This is a genomic window from Cryobacterium suzukii (genome assembly GCF_004403185.1).
Lineage (GTDB): Bacteria > Actinomycetota > Actinomycetes > Actinomycetales > Microbacteriaceae > Cryobacterium > Cryobacterium suzukii.
The window spans coordinates 211,743-226,961 of sequence record NZ_SOHJ01000009.1 but is presented as its reverse complement, the minus strand read 5'-3'; the positions used below and the strand labels follow the sequence as shown (position 1 = coordinate 226,961).

Here is a 15,219-nt window from a genome sequence, read left to right as displayed (position 1 = left end):
CATCTGCGTGACGCCTACCGAAACTAGGGCTCGATTTGCACGATCGTCTCGGTTTCAGGATTGCCGTTTTCCGGGAGCGACGAAGAGGCTCGCCGCCCCCGGGGGCAGCTATACGAGGGAGTCTCGCCAGGCGGCGTGCATGGTCGCGAAGCGGCCGGTTCCCGAGATGAGGTCGTTCGGGGTTCCGTCCTCCACGATGCGACCGTGTTCCATCACGAGCACCCGATCGGCGATCGCGACCGTCGACAGGCGGTGGGCGATGATCACGGCCGTGCGATCAGCGAGCAAAGTTTGCAGCGCCTCCTGCACGAGCCGTTCGCTCGGAATATCAAGCGACGACGTAGCCTCATCGAGGATGAGCACCGCCGGGTTGGCGAGAAAAGCGCGCGCAAACGAGATCAGCTGACGTTGTCCGGCTGATACGCGCCCGCCGCGCTTGTTTACGTCGGTGTCATATCCGTTCGGTAGATTCTCGATGAAGTCGTGAGCACCGACGGCAGCCGCGGCGGCGCGAATTTGCTGCGCCGAAGCATCCGGTTTTCCTATTGCGATGTTCTCGGCGACCGAACCGCTGAACAGGTAGGCCTCCTGGGTGACCATGACGATCGCGCGGCGCAGGTCCTTGGGATGCAGGTCGCGCAGGTCTACGTCGTCGAGCCGAACGCGGCCATCCGTCGGGTCGTAAAACCGGCTCATCAGCTTGGCGAGCGTGGATTTACCGGCTCCGGTCGACCCGACCAGCGCGATGGTCTGCCCGGCCGGAATGTCGAGGTCGAAGTGCGGCAGAATCTCCCGATCAGCCTGGTATGCGAACTGCACGTTGTCGAACCGCACCCGCCCGCGAGCGTCCCAGAGGTCCACTGGGGCAACCGGATCGGGTACGCCGGGCCGTTCCTCGAGCACGCCCGAGATCTTCTCGAGCGCCGCTGCGGCCGACTGGTAGGAGTTGTAGAACATGGCCATCTCCTCCATCGGGTCGAAGAACCGGCGAGTGTAGAGCAACATCCCGAGCAGCGTGCCGATGGCGAGCTGGCCGTCGGCCACCCGAAAACCACCGACCAGCAGCACTGCGGCGACCGTGACGTTGCCAATGAGAACCAGCCCGGGGTCGAAAACCCCGAACAGCTGAATCACCCGCGCGTTGACCTCGCGGTAGCCTTCCACGAGCTTGCCGAACACCGACTCGTTGTGCTTTTCGGTGCGAAAAGCCTTCACCGCACGAATGCCGGTCATGGTCTCGACGAAACGCACGATCAGGCTCGCTGATGCGACCCGCGACTGCCGGAACAGGCTCTGCGAGCGCACCTGGAACCAGCGGGTGAGAATGACGAGCGGCAGCAGCGCGCCGAGGAGCACCAGCCCGCTCGTGCCGTCGAGTAGCACCAGGGCGATCGCGGTGAACGACATATAGAGGATGCCCTGCACGAGTTGGTTGATCCCCGAGTCCAGCAGCTCCCGAATGGCATCGAGGTCACTGGTCTGGCGCGAGATGATACGGCCGGAGGTATACGACTCGTGAAATTCGAGGCTGAGCTTCTGCGTGTGCAAAAACACCCGCTTGCGCAGGTCGATCAGCACGGCCTGGCTCACCCGGGCGCTCAACACGGTGTACCAGGCGATGAGCAGCGCGCCGAGCACCCCGGCGACCAGGTAGATCGCGCCGGTCGCGGCGAGCGGCACCCAGTTTTGATTGAGCAGAGCGGGCAGCCCGCGGTTGATGCCGAAGGCGATGAGCGCGGGACCGGCGACCTGGGCTGCGGTCGAGACGACGACCACGATCATGGCGAGCGCGACCTTGCCGCGCACCGGCAGCAGCAATGAACCGAGCAGGCGCAGCGAACGCGCACGAATCTGCTTGCTTTCGGCCTTGGTGAAGTCGTGGCGTTCTTCGCCCTTGACGCCGCTGACGGTCACAGTGCTTCCTCCGCTCGGTTCGATTCTCTGCGTTCTTCGTCTTCGAGGCTGGAAATGACGAAGGTGTAGTGCGCGCTGGTGCGCAGCAGCTCGGAGTGTGTTCCGACGGCGGTGATGCGGCCGTCTTCGAGCAGCGCCACCCGGTCGGCGAGCATGACCGTTGACGGGCGGTGCGCCACGATGAGCGCGGTGGTGTCGACGAGCACCTCACGCAGCGCGTTCTCCACGAGCGACTCGGTGTTCACATCGAGCGCCGACAGGGGATCGTCCAGTATGAGAACGGATGGCCGCGCCGCGACCGCGCGGGCAAGCGCGAGACGCTGCCGTTGCCCGCCGGACAGGCTCATTCCTTCCTCGCCGACCAGAGTGTCGACGCCGAGGGGCAGGTCGTGCACGAAATTGGCCTGCGCGATCTGCAGGGCCTGCGCGAGTGCGGCATCCGCTTCGGGGCTGCTGGCGGCAAGGTCGGGGCGACCGAGCAGAACGTTGTCACGAACGGATGCCGAGAATAAGGTGGCATCCTCAAATGCCATCGCGAGGTGGCTGCGCAGTTCCTCCCGGCGCAGCGCCCGCACGTCGACACCGTCGAGCGTAACCGCGCCGGCAGTCACGTCATACAGCCGGGTGGTGAGGGCCGTGAGTGTGGACTTGCCGCTTCCGGTGAGGCCGACGAGCGCCATGGTCTCTCCCGGTTCGAGAACGAGGTCGATGCCGTTGAGAAGGTCGGGGAAGCGCTCCGGCGAGTCCGGGTAGCGAAAGTGCACGTTATCGAACGCGAGTCGGCCGAGCGGTGCGGCCACGGTGGCCGGGTTCTTCGGGTCGGTGATCTCGTTCGGGGTATCGAGAATGTCGAAGAAGCGGTCGGTGGCAGTGCGCGCGTCGAAGGTCATCGAGAGCAGGAACCCGATCGATTCCACGGGAAAGCGCAGCACTGTCGCGGTGGCAAAGAACGCCAGTAGCTCGCCGCGGCTCAGGTCACCCTGACTGGTGAGCCAGACGCCGGCCACGAGGCAGAGAGCGAATGCAACGTCGGGTACGAGCAGCAGCCAGAGCCAGATACCGGCGATGGCGCGGGCCTTCTCGATCTCGGTGCCGCGCAGGCTTTCCGCCTGCGAGGCGAAGTTCTTGAGCGCGAACGACCCGCGGCCGAAGGCTTTCAGCACGCGAATTCCGTGTACCGACTCTTCGACGGCGGTCGCGAGATCGCCGGCCTGGTCCTGGCTGCGCCGGGCGATCACGGAGTACTTCTCCTCGAAGACGTAGCCGTAGATCCAGATCGGAATCGAGCAGACCACGAAGATCACGCCGAGCAGCCAGTGCATCCAGAGCAGAATGACGACGCCGACGACGATGGTGAGAAAATTGACCACGAGCAGCACGAGCCCGAACGACACCCAGCGGCGAATGAGGTTGAGGTCGCTCACTGCGCGCGAGAGCAACTGGCCACTCGGCCAGCGGTCGTGAAAGCTCACCGGCAGGTCCTGCAGCCGGGCATAGAGGTGGTTGCGCATGCGCGCTTCAATGTGGGTGCCGGGGGTGAGTACGAACCAGCGGCGCAGGGCGATCATGATCGCCTCGAGCACACCGAGTCCGAGAACCATCCACACGGCTGGCCAGATCTGTGCGGTGCTGTCGCCATTCCCCACCGCGCTGAGGGGGCCGTCGACGAGCCACGCCAGCACCTGCGGTATGGCCAGGGCCACGAGTCCGGCGAGAAGCGCGGAGGCCATGCCGAGGTAGATGCGGGGAAGGGCCGGCCTGGCATAGGGGTAGAGCCGTTGCAGGCTGCGAAAGGTGTTGCTGCGTACTGGGGCGTCGTTGGTGGGAGGCGGCGGTGCCTTCGGTGCGGTGGTGGTCATGGTCCAGTCCTGATTGTGGTGCGGCCGCGCTTCAGGTTGCGCGGGTGCAGCGGATGACTCTGGTCGCCGATAGCGTGCCTGCAATGTGCTGGCAATGCTGACGAGACGTGTCGCAGTGGGTGGGGCGTCACGTGCGGCTATACGGTGCGGCTGTGTTGGCTCACGGGCACAAATGCTAAGTGCCTGCCCCTATGAGCAACGACGAAACTAGCCGGCGCAGGTCACAACGACGGCGCCGCGGGTCGTTACGCGGGCAGGGGAAGAAGCGCCAAAGGGAGCCCCGTCGTTCGCAGCCGTTGCGATCGTGATCGGTGCTGTCTTTGTCATGTCTGCCTCCTGGGCGCCTCAAGAATGTCTGTCACGTGCCCCCGGATCAGGCAGCCTTTCAGGATATTGGAAAACGGGGGCAGAACACAAGTATTTTCTGGGCCGGGAGCATCCGCTCACCTGGAAGGCATGCCTGCACCGAGGCCTGGCAACCCGGCATATCCCAGCATCACGTCACGTAGTCTGGAGTCTGCGCCCCTCGTTGGCATGGCCATGCCCCCGCGCTCGCTTGTTGGAAGGATTCTTCATGCTGCCCACCCTGTTCGGAATCGATTTTCTCGACTCTGAGTGGCTGATCCACTCGTTTGGATCGTTCGTGCTTCTGGGCGTCGCCGTTGTCGTGTTCGTCGAGACCGGTTTCATCGTCTTGTCGTTCCTGCCGGGCGATTCGCTGCTGTTCACCGTTGGCCTGCTCACCGCGACCGGCGTCGTGCCGCTGCCGATCTGGGTGACCTGCCTGGTCGTGTTTGCGGCCGCATTCTCCGGGGACCAGCTCGCCTACGTCATCGGCCGAAAGGCCGGCCCCGCAGTGTTCTCGCGCGAAAAGAACCGATTTTTCAACCCGAAGAATGTCGAGCGCACCAACGCCTTTTTCGCGAAGCACGGCGGCAAGTCCATCATCCTGGCTCGTTTTCTGCCGGTCTTCCGTGCCTTCGTACCGGTTGCCGCTGGCGTCGGCAAGATGCGCTACCGCAGCTTTGTGACCTACAACGCGATTGGTGCCTTCGCCTGGGGCGTCGGTCTCACTCTGGTTGGTTTCTTCCTCGGTCAGATCGCGTTTGTCGAGGCGTACTCCGAGTACTTCATTATCGGCATCATTCTGCTTTCCGGAATTCCGATCCTCACCGAGCTGGCCAAGGCCGCCCGCACGACCCTGAAGGAGCGTCGTGCGGCCGCCCGCGTTGTGCCCACCATCCCGGTCGACCTGCGAGAATAAGCCACGCGCCTGCCGGGACCGCGCCCGATCCCGGTAGCCGCTACGGTAACCAGCGTAGCCGCCACCCAAATGGGGCGCACTCCTGAAGTGGGCGAGCTACCGGGCGGCGTTCAGGCGGGTCGCAGCGAGCATCTCAGCGGCCGCGAGGGTCGTGATCTCGCTCGCGTGGGCATCCGTAAAGATCTGCGTGAGCACGGACCCGATGGCCGCAACGCGCTCGGTGATCTTGGCGCGGTCGGCGTTCGGTTCACTCGCCAGGTCGAGGTAGACGACGCCACCGGCGTTGACGACGAAATCGGGTGCCCAGAGGATGCCTCGCGCATCCAGCTGAGCGGCACCGGCCGGGTTCTCGAGCTGGTTGTTGGCGGCGCCGCAGATGCCGAGCACGTTCAACTCCGCGATCACGGCTTTCGTCAGCACACCACCAAGCCCGCACGGCACAAACAGGTCGGCGTGCACCCGGTGTGCATCAGCGACCGACACCCAGCGGGCGCCGAGTTCCTCGGCGAGCGCGCGCTTGTCGGGGTTGATGTCGGTGACGGTGAGGGTGGCGCCGGCGGCGGCGGCGGCCGTTGCGACGCGGCCACCCACCTGGCCGAGGCCCGAGATCACCAGGTGGCGGCCGCGCACCTCGCGGCTGCCGAACAGGGCCTCGAGGGTGGATTCGATGCTCACGTACACGCCGGACGCTGTGGCATCCGCTGGCTCGCCAACGCCGCCGCTCGCGGCGGGCAGTCCACAGACGTGGCTCGTGCGTTCGGCCACGATGGCCATGAGCTCGGCGCTCGTTCCGACGTCTTCCGCCGTCATGTAGGCACCGTTCAGGCTCTCGATGGCGTCACCGAGGTCGAGCATCGCCAAACGCTTCTGGGCGTCGGTCAGTACCGTGCCGAGCGGCAGATAGATGACGGACTTACCACCGCCGCGGTTCAGGCCGGCGGCCGCGTTTTTCAGGGTCATGGCGGCGGAGAGGCGCAGTGCGTCGGCGACCGCGTCGGTCCAGCTCGCGTACTGCCACAGGCGGGCGCCGCCGAGGGCCTGGCCGAGACGGGTCGAGTGGATGGCCACTGTGATCATCAGCCCGGATCGTTCCCCCGTCGTGATCAGCACTTTTTCATGGGAAAGTGAAATCTGCGTGAGGGAATCGAGGGCGGCGGTAGGGTGCGTGAGGGTCATGGAAACTCCGTTGTTTCGGGCCTTGTGGGCCGAGGTCGGTGGCGCCGGTGTGTGGCACCGCCTCGAATAGGATAACCGCACCTGGCGCTTGGAGTACAGAAGGAGAACGTCCTCAACGCAGGTTCGATCCGATTCGGTGAACTTTGTTTCATTTCGGGATGCACCTCAAGCCTCAACATAGGCTGGACTCCATGCAGCCTCGGCGCGGCGAGCGTGATCTCGCCCCAGTCATCGGGCACCAACTACTCCAAGGAGAACTTCATGGCTGAACAGACCGATTCGATCCAACGAGTCGCACTGATTACCGGTGCGTCCGGCGGAATCGGACGGGCCATCGCCGAGCGGCTCTCCGCCGATGGAATGGCCATCGCCGTACATTTCTCCGGCAACCGCGATCGCGCCGAGGAGGTCGTTTCCACCATCGCCGCTGCGGGAGGCAAGGCCATCCTGGTCAGCGGAGATGTTGCCGACGACGCCGCCATGACCACGGCGTTCGACGCGGTAGAGCACGCGTTCGGTGGAATCGACGTCGTCGTTCATACGGCCGGCCAGATGATCTTGAAACCGCTCGTCGACTTCAACCTGGACGTACTAGACAAAATGGTGCGCACCAATGTTCGCGGCACGTTCGTCGTCGACCAGCTGGCCGCACGGCGGGTCCGCGACGGGGGCGCGATCATCAACTTCTCGTCGTCGGTCGTGAAGATCGCACTTCCCAATTACGCGGCCTATGCGGCGACCAAGGGCGCCGTCGACGCAATCACATTGATCCTCGCGAAAGAACTGCGTGGCCGAGATATCACGGTGAACGCCGTCGCCCCGGGGCCGACCGCAACCCCCCTCTTCTTGACGGGCAAAGACGACGCCACGATCGAACACCTCGGGAGGATGGCACCATTGGAAAGGCTGGGCCAGCCCGACGATATTGCCGACGTTGTCGCCTTCCTGGCCGGTCCGGGTCGATGGGTAAACGGTCAGGTCATCTACGCCAACGGCGGCGTGATCTAAGCGTCGGTCGTGCTGGCTCCCGAAGCGATGAACATGAGACGCTGACTCGCGGCGACTGCCCCGCTTCGCAACCTAGTGGAAGAAGTGGCGCTCTCCCGTGAAGTACATCGAGACACCCGCAGCGGTGGCTGCGGCGATGACCTCGGGGTCGCGCACGGATCCGCCGGGCTGCACGACCGCTGCGATGCCGGCGTCGAGCAGTACTTCCAGGCCATCGGCGAAGGGGAAGAACGCATCCGAGGCCGCGACCGAGCCCTCGGCCCGTTCTCCGGCGCGGCTCACGGCGAGGTGGCAGGAGTCGACCCGGTTGACCTGGCCCATGCCCACCCCGACGGATGCCCCGGCGTGCGCGAGCAGAATAGCGTTCGACTTCACGGAGCGGCACGACTTCCAGGCGAATTCCAGGTCGGCGCGGGTGGCGGCATCCACTTCGGGACCGGCCACGAGAGTCCAAGCATTTGAGCTGAAGTCTTCGAAGCTGTCGGTCTCCTGCACGAGCAGGCCGCCCGAAATCTGGTGCAGTTCGAGCGAGGAACGCTCATAGTCGGCGGGCAGCTCGAGCAGGCGGATGTTCTTCTTTTTGGTGAGGAGTTCTACCGCTGACGGCTCGAAGCCGGGGGCGACGAGCACCTCGGTGAAGATCTCACTGATGGTTTCGGCCATGCCGAGGGTGACGACGCGGTTCGCAGCGATCACGCCGCCGAACGCGGAGATCGGGTCGCAGGCGTGGGCGCGCAGGTGGGCGGAGGCGATGGGATCCGGTGCATTGGGCTTGGCGACGGCGATGCCACAGGGGTTGGCGTGCTTGACGATGGCAACGGCCGGCTCGTTGAAGTCGAAGGCGGCGCGCACAGCGGCATCCGCATCGACGTAGTTGTTGTACGACATTTCCTTGCCGTGCAGCTGCCTGGCCTGCGCGATACCGCGACCGCCTTCGCCGACGTAGAGCGCGGCGGCCTGGTGCGAGTTCTCGCCGTAACGCAGGATGGCGTCGCGGGTGACCTCGATGCCGAGTCCCTCGGGGAACGGCGACTCGTCGTCGCCCTCTTCTTCGGCTGCCTCGAACGTCGTGTCCTCGTCGAGGGCTTCGAAGTCGTCCTGCCACTGGTCGTAGACGTTCTCGGTGAACCAGGCCGACACGCTCAGGTCGTAGTCGGCGGTGTGCTCGAAGGCGAGCGAGGCGAACTTCTGGCGCAGCTTGAGGGTCGAGCCGCCAGCAGCGACGGCTTCGATGATCTCCCCGTAATTGGCCGGGTCGACGACGATGGCCACGTTGGCATGGTTTTTAGCGGACGCCCGCACGAGGGTCGGTCCGCCGATGTCGATCTGCTCGATCACGTCGGTCGGCTCGGCGCCGCTCTCGACGGTTTCGACGAAGGGGTACAGGTTGACGACGACAAGCTGGAAAGCCTTAATTCCGAGCTCGGTCAGCTGCGCTTCGTGCGCTTCCAGGCGAAGGTCGGCGAGGATGCCGGCGTGCACGCCGGGGTGCAGGGTCTTGACGCGACCGTCGAGGGATTCTGGAAAGCCGGTAACCGCGGAGACGTCGGTTACCTCTATGCCGGCGGCGCGGATGGTGGCCGCGGTGGAGCCGGTGGAGACGATTTCGACGCCATCCGCGGTCAGAGCGGCGGCGAGCTCGAGCAGTCCGGTCTTGTCGCTCACGGAGATGAGTGCACGCTCGATGGTGATCTGGTCCCGGTTACGGTACGAGCTGGGCGCGCTGGTGTGACCACTCATGCGTTAGTTCTCCTTGAGGTTCATGTGTCCGTTGGCGATGTCGAGTACGGCTTGGATGAGCAGGCGCCTCTCGACGATCTTGATGCGATTCTGCAGGGAAGTCTCGGTGTCTCCGGGCAGAACGTCGACGCGCTCCTGCACCAGGATGGGGCCAGCGTCGACACCGTTGTCGACCACGATGATGCTGGCTCCGGTCTGCACTGCGCCAGCGGCCAGAGCGTCACGTACGGCGTGCGCGCCGGGAAATTCGGGCAGGTAGGCCGGGTGCGTGTTGATCAGGTTCGGCGACAGGGCGGCGACCACGCGCGGCGGCAGCAGCCGCATCAGGCCGCTGAGCACGACCAGGTCGGGCTGCCACTGCTGAATCTGCGCGAGCAGTTCGTCGCCCCAGGCCGCCCGGTCGGTGAACGATGAGAACGGAACAGAAAAGGCCGGGACACCGAATTCGACGCCGAGCTCAAGCCCGTCGGCGTCTCGGTCAGCGCCAATCGCCACAATACGGGCCGGAAACTCGGCGTCTTCTGACGCCTCCAACAGGGCTCGCAGATTGGATCCTCCGCCGGAGATCAACACGACAATAGACAGCACGATATTGAGCCTACCGTTTGGCGGAGCGCCGAGCGGGGAGCCGTACCCGGCCGGCGAGCATGCCGAGGGCCGCAGCGACGCCGATTTCGGCGGCGGCGAGCGCGCCGACCAGCAGCGGATTCGGCCCGACCTCTACGAGACGGCCCGGGCCCATCGCTCCGGCCGACCACCAGGCGAGTAGGCAGAGGAGCGCGCCGGCGACGATGCCCATGCCGAGGCCGGTGAGGACGTGCGCGAGCGTGGTTCTCTCGGGGAGCCCCGCGCGGTCCAAAAACTGCCGGGTCACGACCGCGAAAACGAAACCGATCAGCACGGGTGCAAGTAATCCGAGAAAGCCGTAGGTCGGGGTGCCCTGCGGCAGCGCGCCGAACAGAGGCAGACCAGGAAGGGTTCCCACGACTGTGCCGATCGGCGAGATTGTGGTGCCAACGCCGAGCGCGATGCCGGGCCCGACAAACCACGCGGCAGCCCAAATCACGAGGTTGGGAATGAGCGCGAGCTGCGCCAGGGTGATGGTAGCGCCACCGAAGATACCGGCCTGAACCGCCTCATAGAGCCCGATAATGGTCGCGTAATTCACCGCGATGAGCACGGCGACAGCCACGGCCGACACGATCAGCACGCCCGCGGCGGCGGCTATTCCGCCGCGCAGCGCACCCTCGATGACGGTGCGGCTGGTGTGTGGTATCCGCTGGTAGGCCGAGCGGATGCCGCGGCTAACCCGGTCCAGGCGCCCCGGGGCCCCCGCGGTCTTGCGCCGTCCCAGTTCCGCCCCGACCAGAACCCCGGCGGCATAGATGAGCGTTGGCAGCACGATCCCCTGCAGTTGGTTGGGCGCAACCGTTTGCGACACCGCGGACAGGGTCACCAGCGCGGCGAGGATCGCGTACGTGCCCACGGCGACTCCGACGCCCGTCCAGCGGTGCGGGGTCTCGGCGGCCCGACGGCCGGTGTGCACGCCCATCAGTACCGAGAGCACCGCAAAGCCGAGCGGCACGACCGAGATGAGAAAGGGGGTGTCTGCCCCGGTCAGGGCAAGCGCTGCGGCGACGTCAGGGCCAAGCTGCACCGTGAGGTCGACGCCGTTGCCGAGCAGCCAGATATCGGCGGCCGCGCGCCAGAAGACGAACCATTCCACGGAGAGGCCGAAGTGGGCGGCCCAGAGCACGGTGAGCGGCACCATGGCGATGCCGATGCCAATGGCAACGACAAGTAATGCCTCGAGAGCGGCGAGCAGGGCGGTCGTTATGCGGTTCATCCGTTGCGAGCCTATATCGCCCCACCGACAATGCTCGCCAGCACGCGCCCGATACGCCGAAGGGGCCCGCCGCGAATCGGCGAGCCCCTCCTGACGTGCGTACTGATTACAGTGCGGCGAGCGCCTCGCGCAGTAGGTTCGCAGCCTCGCTCGGCGTCTTGCCGACCTTGACTCCGGCGGCCTCGAGGGCCTCCTTCTTGCCCTGGGCGGTTCCGGCTCCGTCGGAGACGATAGCGCCGGCGTGGCCCATGGTCTTGCCCTCTGGAGCTGTGAAACCGGCCACGTAGCCGATAACCGGCTTCGTGACGTGCGCCTTGATGTATTCTGCCGCCTTCTCTTCAGCGTCGCCACCGATTTCGCCGATCATGACGATCGCCTTGGTCTCCGGGTCGTTCTCAAACGCCTCGAGGGCGTCGATGTGCGTGGTGCCGATGATGGGGTCGCCACCGATACCGATCGCGGTGGAGAAGCCAAGGTCCCGAAGTTCGTACATCATCTGGTAGGTCAGGGTGCCCGACTTGGAAACGAGACCGACCGGGCCCTTCACGGTGATGTTCGCCGGCGTGATGCCGACGAGTGCCTCACCGGGCGTGATGATGCCGGGGCAGTTCGGGCCGATGATGCGGGTCTTGTTGCCTTTTTTGATGGCGTAGGCCCAGAACTCGGCCGAGTCCTGCACGGGAACACCCTCGGTGATGATGACGAGCAGCGGAATCTCCGCGTCGATCGCTTCGATAACGGCGTCCTTGGTGAAGACCGGCGGTACGAAGATGATCGACACGTCGGCGCCGGTCTTGGCGACGGCCTCGGCGACCGTGCCGAAGACGGGCAGTTCGACGCTGCCGTGCACGACGGTGGTGCCGGCCTTGCGCGCGTTGACGCCACCGACGACCTGGGTACCGGCCTTGAGCATGAGGGCGGTGTGCTTGGTGCCCTCACCTCCGGTGATGCCCTGAACGATGACCTTGGAGTCTTTGTTGAGGAAGATTGACATGCTTGGTTGTCCCTTACTTCGCTGCGTGGGCGAGTTCGGCGGCCTTGGCGGCGCCCTCGTCCATGGTGGCGGCCAGTGTTACGAGCGGGTGGTTCGCCTCGGCGAGGATGCGACGACCCTCCTCGACGTTGTTGCCGTCAAGGCGAACGACGAGCGGCTTGTTGGCGCTCGCACCGAGCTCGGCGAGTGCGCCCACGATGCCCTTGGCAACGGCGTCACACGCGGTGATGCCACCGAAGACGTTGACGAAAACGCTCTTAACCTGCGGGTCGCCGAGAATGACGTCGAGGCCGGCGGCCATAACCTCAGCGGATGCTCCGCCCCCGATGTCGAGAAAGTTGGCCGGCTTGACGCTGCCGAAGTTCTCGCCGGCGTAGGCGACGACGTCGAGGGTGCTCATGACGAGCCCCGCGCCGTTGCCGATGATGCCGACTTCACCGTCGAGCTTGACGTAGTTGAGGCCGGCAGCCTTGGCCTTGGCTTCGAGCGGGTCAGCCGCGGCGGCGTCCTCGAGGAGGGCGTGCTTGGGGTGACGGAAGTCGGCGTTCTCATCGATCGTGACCTTGCCGTCGAGCGCGATGATGTCGCCCTCTTCGGTGAGCACGAGCGGGTTGACCTCGACCAGGGTCGCGTCTTCACCCTTGAATACGTTGTAGAGCTTGACGAAGACCGGGGCGACCTTGTCGACGAGCTCGGCCGGGAACTTGGCGTCGATGGCGATCTGCTTCGCCACGGCCAGGTCGATGCCGACCGAGGGGTCAACGGCCGTGTAGGCGAGCGCTTCGGGCTTCTCGACGGCGAGAACTTCAATCTCCACGCCGCCCTCGTAGCTGGCGAGCGACAGGTAGGACCGGTTCGAGCGGTCCAGCAGCACGGAGAAGTAGAACTCCGCCTTGATGCGGGCTCCGCCGGCCACCATGACGCGGTGAACGGTGTGGCCCTTGATGTCGAGGCCCAGGATGCCCTGGCCAGCGGCCTCAGCGTCATCCGGAGTCTTGGCTACCTTGACGCCGCCGGCCTTGCCGCGGCCGCCGACCTTAACCTGCGCCTTGACGACGACAACGCCACCGAGCTTCTCGGCCGCTGCACGCACTTCGGCGGGGGTGTCCGCGATGATGCCCGGCAGAACCGGCACACCATATTCCTCAAAGAGGTCTCTCGCTTGGTATTCGTAAAGATCCACGCTGCTCTTCCAATCCGCGTCTTGGCGATCACACCGCCGGTGAAGATATATGAGGTTGTTGGTAACAGCAGTCCAGCCGTAAATTAGCTCGACATCAAGACATACCGGCCCTTGGAAACTCTATCGCGTGAATCGAGCGGCCCGGCGCACTCATCGAGCTCTCGAAACACCACTGTGCTGCCACGAAACAGCACCGCGAAGGCTAGCCACACCTTGCTGGACGAGGCCCCCGCTGGGTGCTTATCTTGTTCTATGACTGATCTTGCTCAAGCGGTGGAACCGCACGCCGCCGGCCTCGCTTCCCGGCTGAACTGGCTGCGCGCCGGTGTTCTCGGCGCGAACGACGGCATCGTCTCCGTCGCTGCCCTCGTTGTCGGTGTCGCGGCTGCGACCACCGATTCCAACGTCATTCTCATCGCCGGTGTCGCGAGCCTCCTCGCCGGCGCAATTTCGATGGCCCTCGGCGAGTACGTGTCGGTGAGCAGCCAACGCGACTCAGAACGCGCCCTCATTGCCAAAGAAACCTGGGAGCTCGAGAACGAGCCAGAGGAGGAACTCGCCGAACTGGCCGGATTCTACGCTGCCAAGGGGCTCTCCACCGAGACCGCCCAGCAGGTCGCACTCGAACTCACCAAGCATGACGCCCTCGCTGCGCACCTCGAAGTGGAGTTGCACATCACCGAGCAGGACGTGTCGAATCCGTGGCATGCTGCCTACGCATCCGCTATCGCCTTCACCGTCGGCGCTGCGCTCCCGCTGCTTGCCGTTCTGCTGCCCCCGGCCGAGTGGCGCATCGGCGCCACGTTCGTCGCCGTTCTCGTGGCCCTGGTCATTACCGGCTGGCTCAGCGCCCACCTCGGCAACAGTCCCAAACCGCGCGCCATTGCCCGCATCGTCATCGGCGGCATTCTCGCCCTTGCCGTGACCTACGTCATCGGGGCGTTGATCGGCGGCGGTGTTTAGTGGGCTGCGTCTGCCCGTGCTGCGGCTCACAGCTAACTCCGGGTTCTAGATCGACCGGGTGGATAAGCTAAAAATATGGCATCACTGCACATCGGAGCTGGCCCTATTTCGCGATCATCGATCGGTACGGCGGCCGCTCTCGACGCGGCCGCCGTACTGGCCTTCGCCGCGATCGGCCGATTGAGCCACGGCGAAAGCCTGGCGGGACTCGGCGTGACCTCCTGGCCGTTCCTCGGCGGCTTAATTATCGGCTGGCTCCTGCTGCGTGCCTGGCGACACCCTCGGCGCATCGTCTGGACCGGGCTCGGCATCTGGATCGTCACCGTGGCGGGTGGTCTCCTGCTGCGCCTCGCCAGCGGCCAGGGCGTTCAACTCAGCTTCGCGATCGTCACGACCGTCGTGCTCGGACTGTTCCTGCTCGGCTGGCGTGCCATCGCCGCGCTCGTGCGCCGCCTCGACCGCCAGCGCAGGCTAGCCGCGGCTTGATTTCAGGATCAGCAGCTGTCCAACACGCAAAATCACCTATTCGGCGCGCCGCAGTCCCGGAGTCGCGAGCAACTGGCCATCCCGCAGCACCGCGAGTACGTCGATGGTGAAGCGTTCGGTCATCTCGTTCAGCGTCGCCTCTCCGCCGGCCACGATCGCCGTCGCGAGCACGTCGGCGGTGACGATATCGCCCGCGAACACACTCACCTGTCGAAACGGCGACGGTTCGCCGTTTAGGGCAGTCCAAATGTGTTCGCCCCGTTCCGCGCTACCCGAGGTTGCCACAGCCCGCAGCGGATGCCCCAGCGGTACCTTCGCAATCACGTCGCCTCGATTGCCCGGATCGACGATCGCCACGACCCATTCGGGGTGCCCGGCATCCGCACTGACCAGGACATCACCGCCAGCGTTGATCGACCAATTGGCCTGGCCGCACGCCGTCAGAGCTGCTCCGGCTTCAGCGATGGCGAGCGCCTTAACCACGCCAGAGAGGTCGATGACGCCATCGGCACGATGTGGTGTGAACACGCCCTGGGTGCATTCCCGCCAGTTCAACGCGAGGGCGTAGCAGTCGCGCAGACTCTGACTCGCCGCAGTCAAACGGAGGTCCCCGCGCGCGACGCGACTCAGTTCCGAATCCTCTCGGTACAGACTGAACTGCTCGTCCCAGCGACGAAACACCGTCCCGACCAGTTCAGCTGCATCGGCATCGGAATCGCCCAGTCGCACACTCACGACAGTACCCATCGTTTCGAAGGTGAGTGCGGGCATCCGTGTGTAATCGCG

13 protein-coding genes are annotated in these 15,219 nt (G+C 65.1%); 4 read left to right on the top strand and 9 right to left on the bottom strand.

Features of this window, described 5'->3' with window-relative positions:
- Positions 1–108: 108 nt before the first annotated feature.
- Together E3T39_RS09775 and E3T39_RS09770 are read right to left on the bottom strand one after the other, a co-directional pair.
- A complete protein-coding gene (locus tag E3T39_RS09775) occupies positions 109–1,914 on the bottom strand; it encodes an ABC transporter ATP-binding protein (protein WP_134514778.1) in 1,806 nt (601 codons plus the stop codon).
- On the bottom strand, positions 1,911–3,773 hold the full coding sequence (locus tag E3T39_RS09770) for an ABC transporter ATP-binding protein (RefSeq protein WP_134514776.1): 1,863 nt from the start codon (positions 3,771–3,773) through the stop codon (positions 1,911–1,913). Before E3T39_RS09770 ends, E3T39_RS09775 begins: the two co-directional genes overlap by 4 nt.
- A gap of 574 nt (positions 3,774–4,347) precedes the next feature.
- On the opposite strand from E3T39_RS09770, the gene E3T39_RS09765 reads away from it, so the two are divergent.
- A complete protein-coding gene (locus E3T39_RS09765; RefSeq protein ID WP_134514774.1) occupies positions 4,348–5,037 on the top strand; it encodes a DedA family protein in 690 nt (229 codons plus the stop codon).
- Between the two features lie 96 nt (positions 5,038–5,133).
- Here the strand turns inward: E3T39_RS09765 and E3T39_RS09760 are convergent, their stop codons facing one another.
- Positions 5,134–6,213 (bottom strand): Glu/Leu/Phe/Val dehydrogenase dimerization domain-containing protein, encoded by a 1,080-nt coding sequence (locus E3T39_RS09760; protein ID WP_134514773.1) that lies wholly within the window; start codon positions 6,211–6,213, stop codon positions 5,134–5,136.
- 261 nt (positions 6,214–6,474) lie between these two features.
- Between E3T39_RS09760 and E3T39_RS09755 the strand changes: the two genes are divergently transcribed.
- Complete coding sequence (locus E3T39_RS09755; RefSeq protein WP_134514771.1) at positions 6,475–7,221, top strand: SDR family oxidoreductase; 747 nt, start codon at positions 6,475–6,477, stop codon at positions 7,219–7,221.
- Positions 7,222–7,293: 72 nt separating this feature from the next.
- On the opposite strand, the gene purH is transcribed toward E3T39_RS09755, so the two are convergent.
- From purH to sucC, 5 genes are all read right to left on the bottom strand, one after another.
- Complete coding sequence (gene purH, locus E3T39_RS09750) at positions 7,294–8,961, bottom strand: bifunctional phosphoribosylaminoimidazolecarboxamide formyltransferase/IMP cyclohydrolase (protein ID WP_134514769.1); 1,668 nt, start codon at positions 8,959–8,961, stop codon at positions 7,294–7,296.
- Between the two features lie 3 nt (positions 8,962–8,964).
- Positions 8,965–9,549, bottom strand: coding sequence for a phosphoribosylglycinamide formyltransferase (purN, locus tag E3T39_RS09745; RefSeq protein WP_134514767.1), 585 nt, complete (start codon positions 9,547–9,549; stop codon positions 8,965–8,967).
- Between the two features lie 10 nt (positions 9,550–9,559).
- Positions 9,560–10,807, bottom strand: a complete 1,248-nt coding sequence (locus tag E3T39_RS09740) for a cell division protein PerM (protein ID WP_134514765.1) — start codon at positions 10,805–10,807, stop codon at positions 9,560–9,562.
- Between the two features lie 106 nt (positions 10,808–10,913).
- Positions 10,914–11,801, bottom strand: a complete 888-nt coding sequence (gene sucD / locus E3T39_RS09735; protein ID WP_104193334.1) for a succinate--CoA ligase subunit alpha — start codon at positions 11,799–11,801, stop codon at positions 10,914–10,916.
- 13 nt (positions 11,802–11,814) lie between these two features.
- Entirely contained in the window at positions 11,815–12,984 is a 1,170-nt protein-coding gene (gene sucC, locus E3T39_RS09730; RefSeq protein ID WP_134514763.1) for an ADP-forming succinate--CoA ligase subunit beta, read from the bottom strand.
- A gap of 252 nt (positions 12,985–13,236) precedes the next feature.
- Between sucC and E3T39_RS09725 the strand changes: the two genes are divergently transcribed.
- Positions 13,237–13,947 (top strand): VIT1/CCC1 transporter family protein, encoded by a 711-nt coding sequence (locus tag E3T39_RS09725; RefSeq protein ID WP_134514761.1) that lies wholly within the window; start codon positions 13,237–13,239, stop codon positions 13,945–13,947.
- Positions 13,948–14,022: 75 nt separating this feature from the next.
- On the top strand, positions 14,023–14,433 hold the full coding sequence (locus tag E3T39_RS09720) for a DUF3054 domain-containing protein (protein WP_134514759.1): 411 nt from the start codon (positions 14,023–14,025) through the stop codon (positions 14,431–14,433).
- A gap of 36 nt (positions 14,434–14,469) precedes the next feature.
- Here the strand turns inward: E3T39_RS09720 and E3T39_RS09715 are convergent, their stop codons facing one another.
- A complete protein-coding gene (locus E3T39_RS09715) occupies positions 14,470–15,204 on the bottom strand; it encodes an FAD:protein FMN transferase (protein ID WP_241979634.1) in 735 nt (244 codons plus the stop codon).
- Between the last annotated feature and the right edge of the window lie 15 nt (positions 15,205–15,219).

Coding starts and splice junctions, on each gene's coding strand:
- E3T39_RS09755 (WP_134514771.1), top strand. CDS start 6,475: ATGGCTGAACAGACCGATTCGATCCAACGAGTCGCACTGATTACCGGT.
- E3T39_RS09715 (WP_241979634.1), bottom strand. CDS start 15,204: ATGCCCGCACTCACCTTCGAAACGATGGGTACTGTCGTGAGTGTGCGA.
- E3T39_RS09770 (WP_134514776.1), bottom strand. CDS start 3,773: ATGACCACCACCGCACCGAAGGCACCGCCGCCTCCCACCAACGACGCC.
- E3T39_RS09765 (WP_134514774.1), top strand. CDS start 4,348: ATGCTGCCCACCCTGTTCGGAATCGATTTTCTCGACTCTGAGTGGCTG.
- purH (WP_134514769.1), bottom strand. CDS start 8,961: ATGAGTGGTCACACCAGCGCGCCCAGCTCGTACCGTAACCGGGACCAG.
- sucD (WP_104193334.1), bottom strand. CDS start 11,801: ATGTCAATCTTCCTCAACAAAGACTCCAAGGTCATCGTTCAGGGCATC.
- E3T39_RS09740 (WP_134514765.1), bottom strand. CDS start 10,807: ATGAACCGCATAACGACCGCCCTGCTCGCCGCTCTCGAGGCATTACTT.
- E3T39_RS09720 (WP_134514759.1), top strand. CDS start 14,023: ATGGCATCACTGCACATCGGAGCTGGCCCTATTTCGCGATCATCGATC.
- E3T39_RS09725 (WP_134514761.1), top strand. CDS start 13,237: ATGACTGATCTTGCTCAAGCGGTGGAACCGCACGCCGCCGGCCTCGCT.
- E3T39_RS09760 (WP_134514773.1), bottom strand. CDS start 6,213: ATGACCCTCACGCACCCTACCGCCGCCCTCGATTCCCTCACGCAGATT.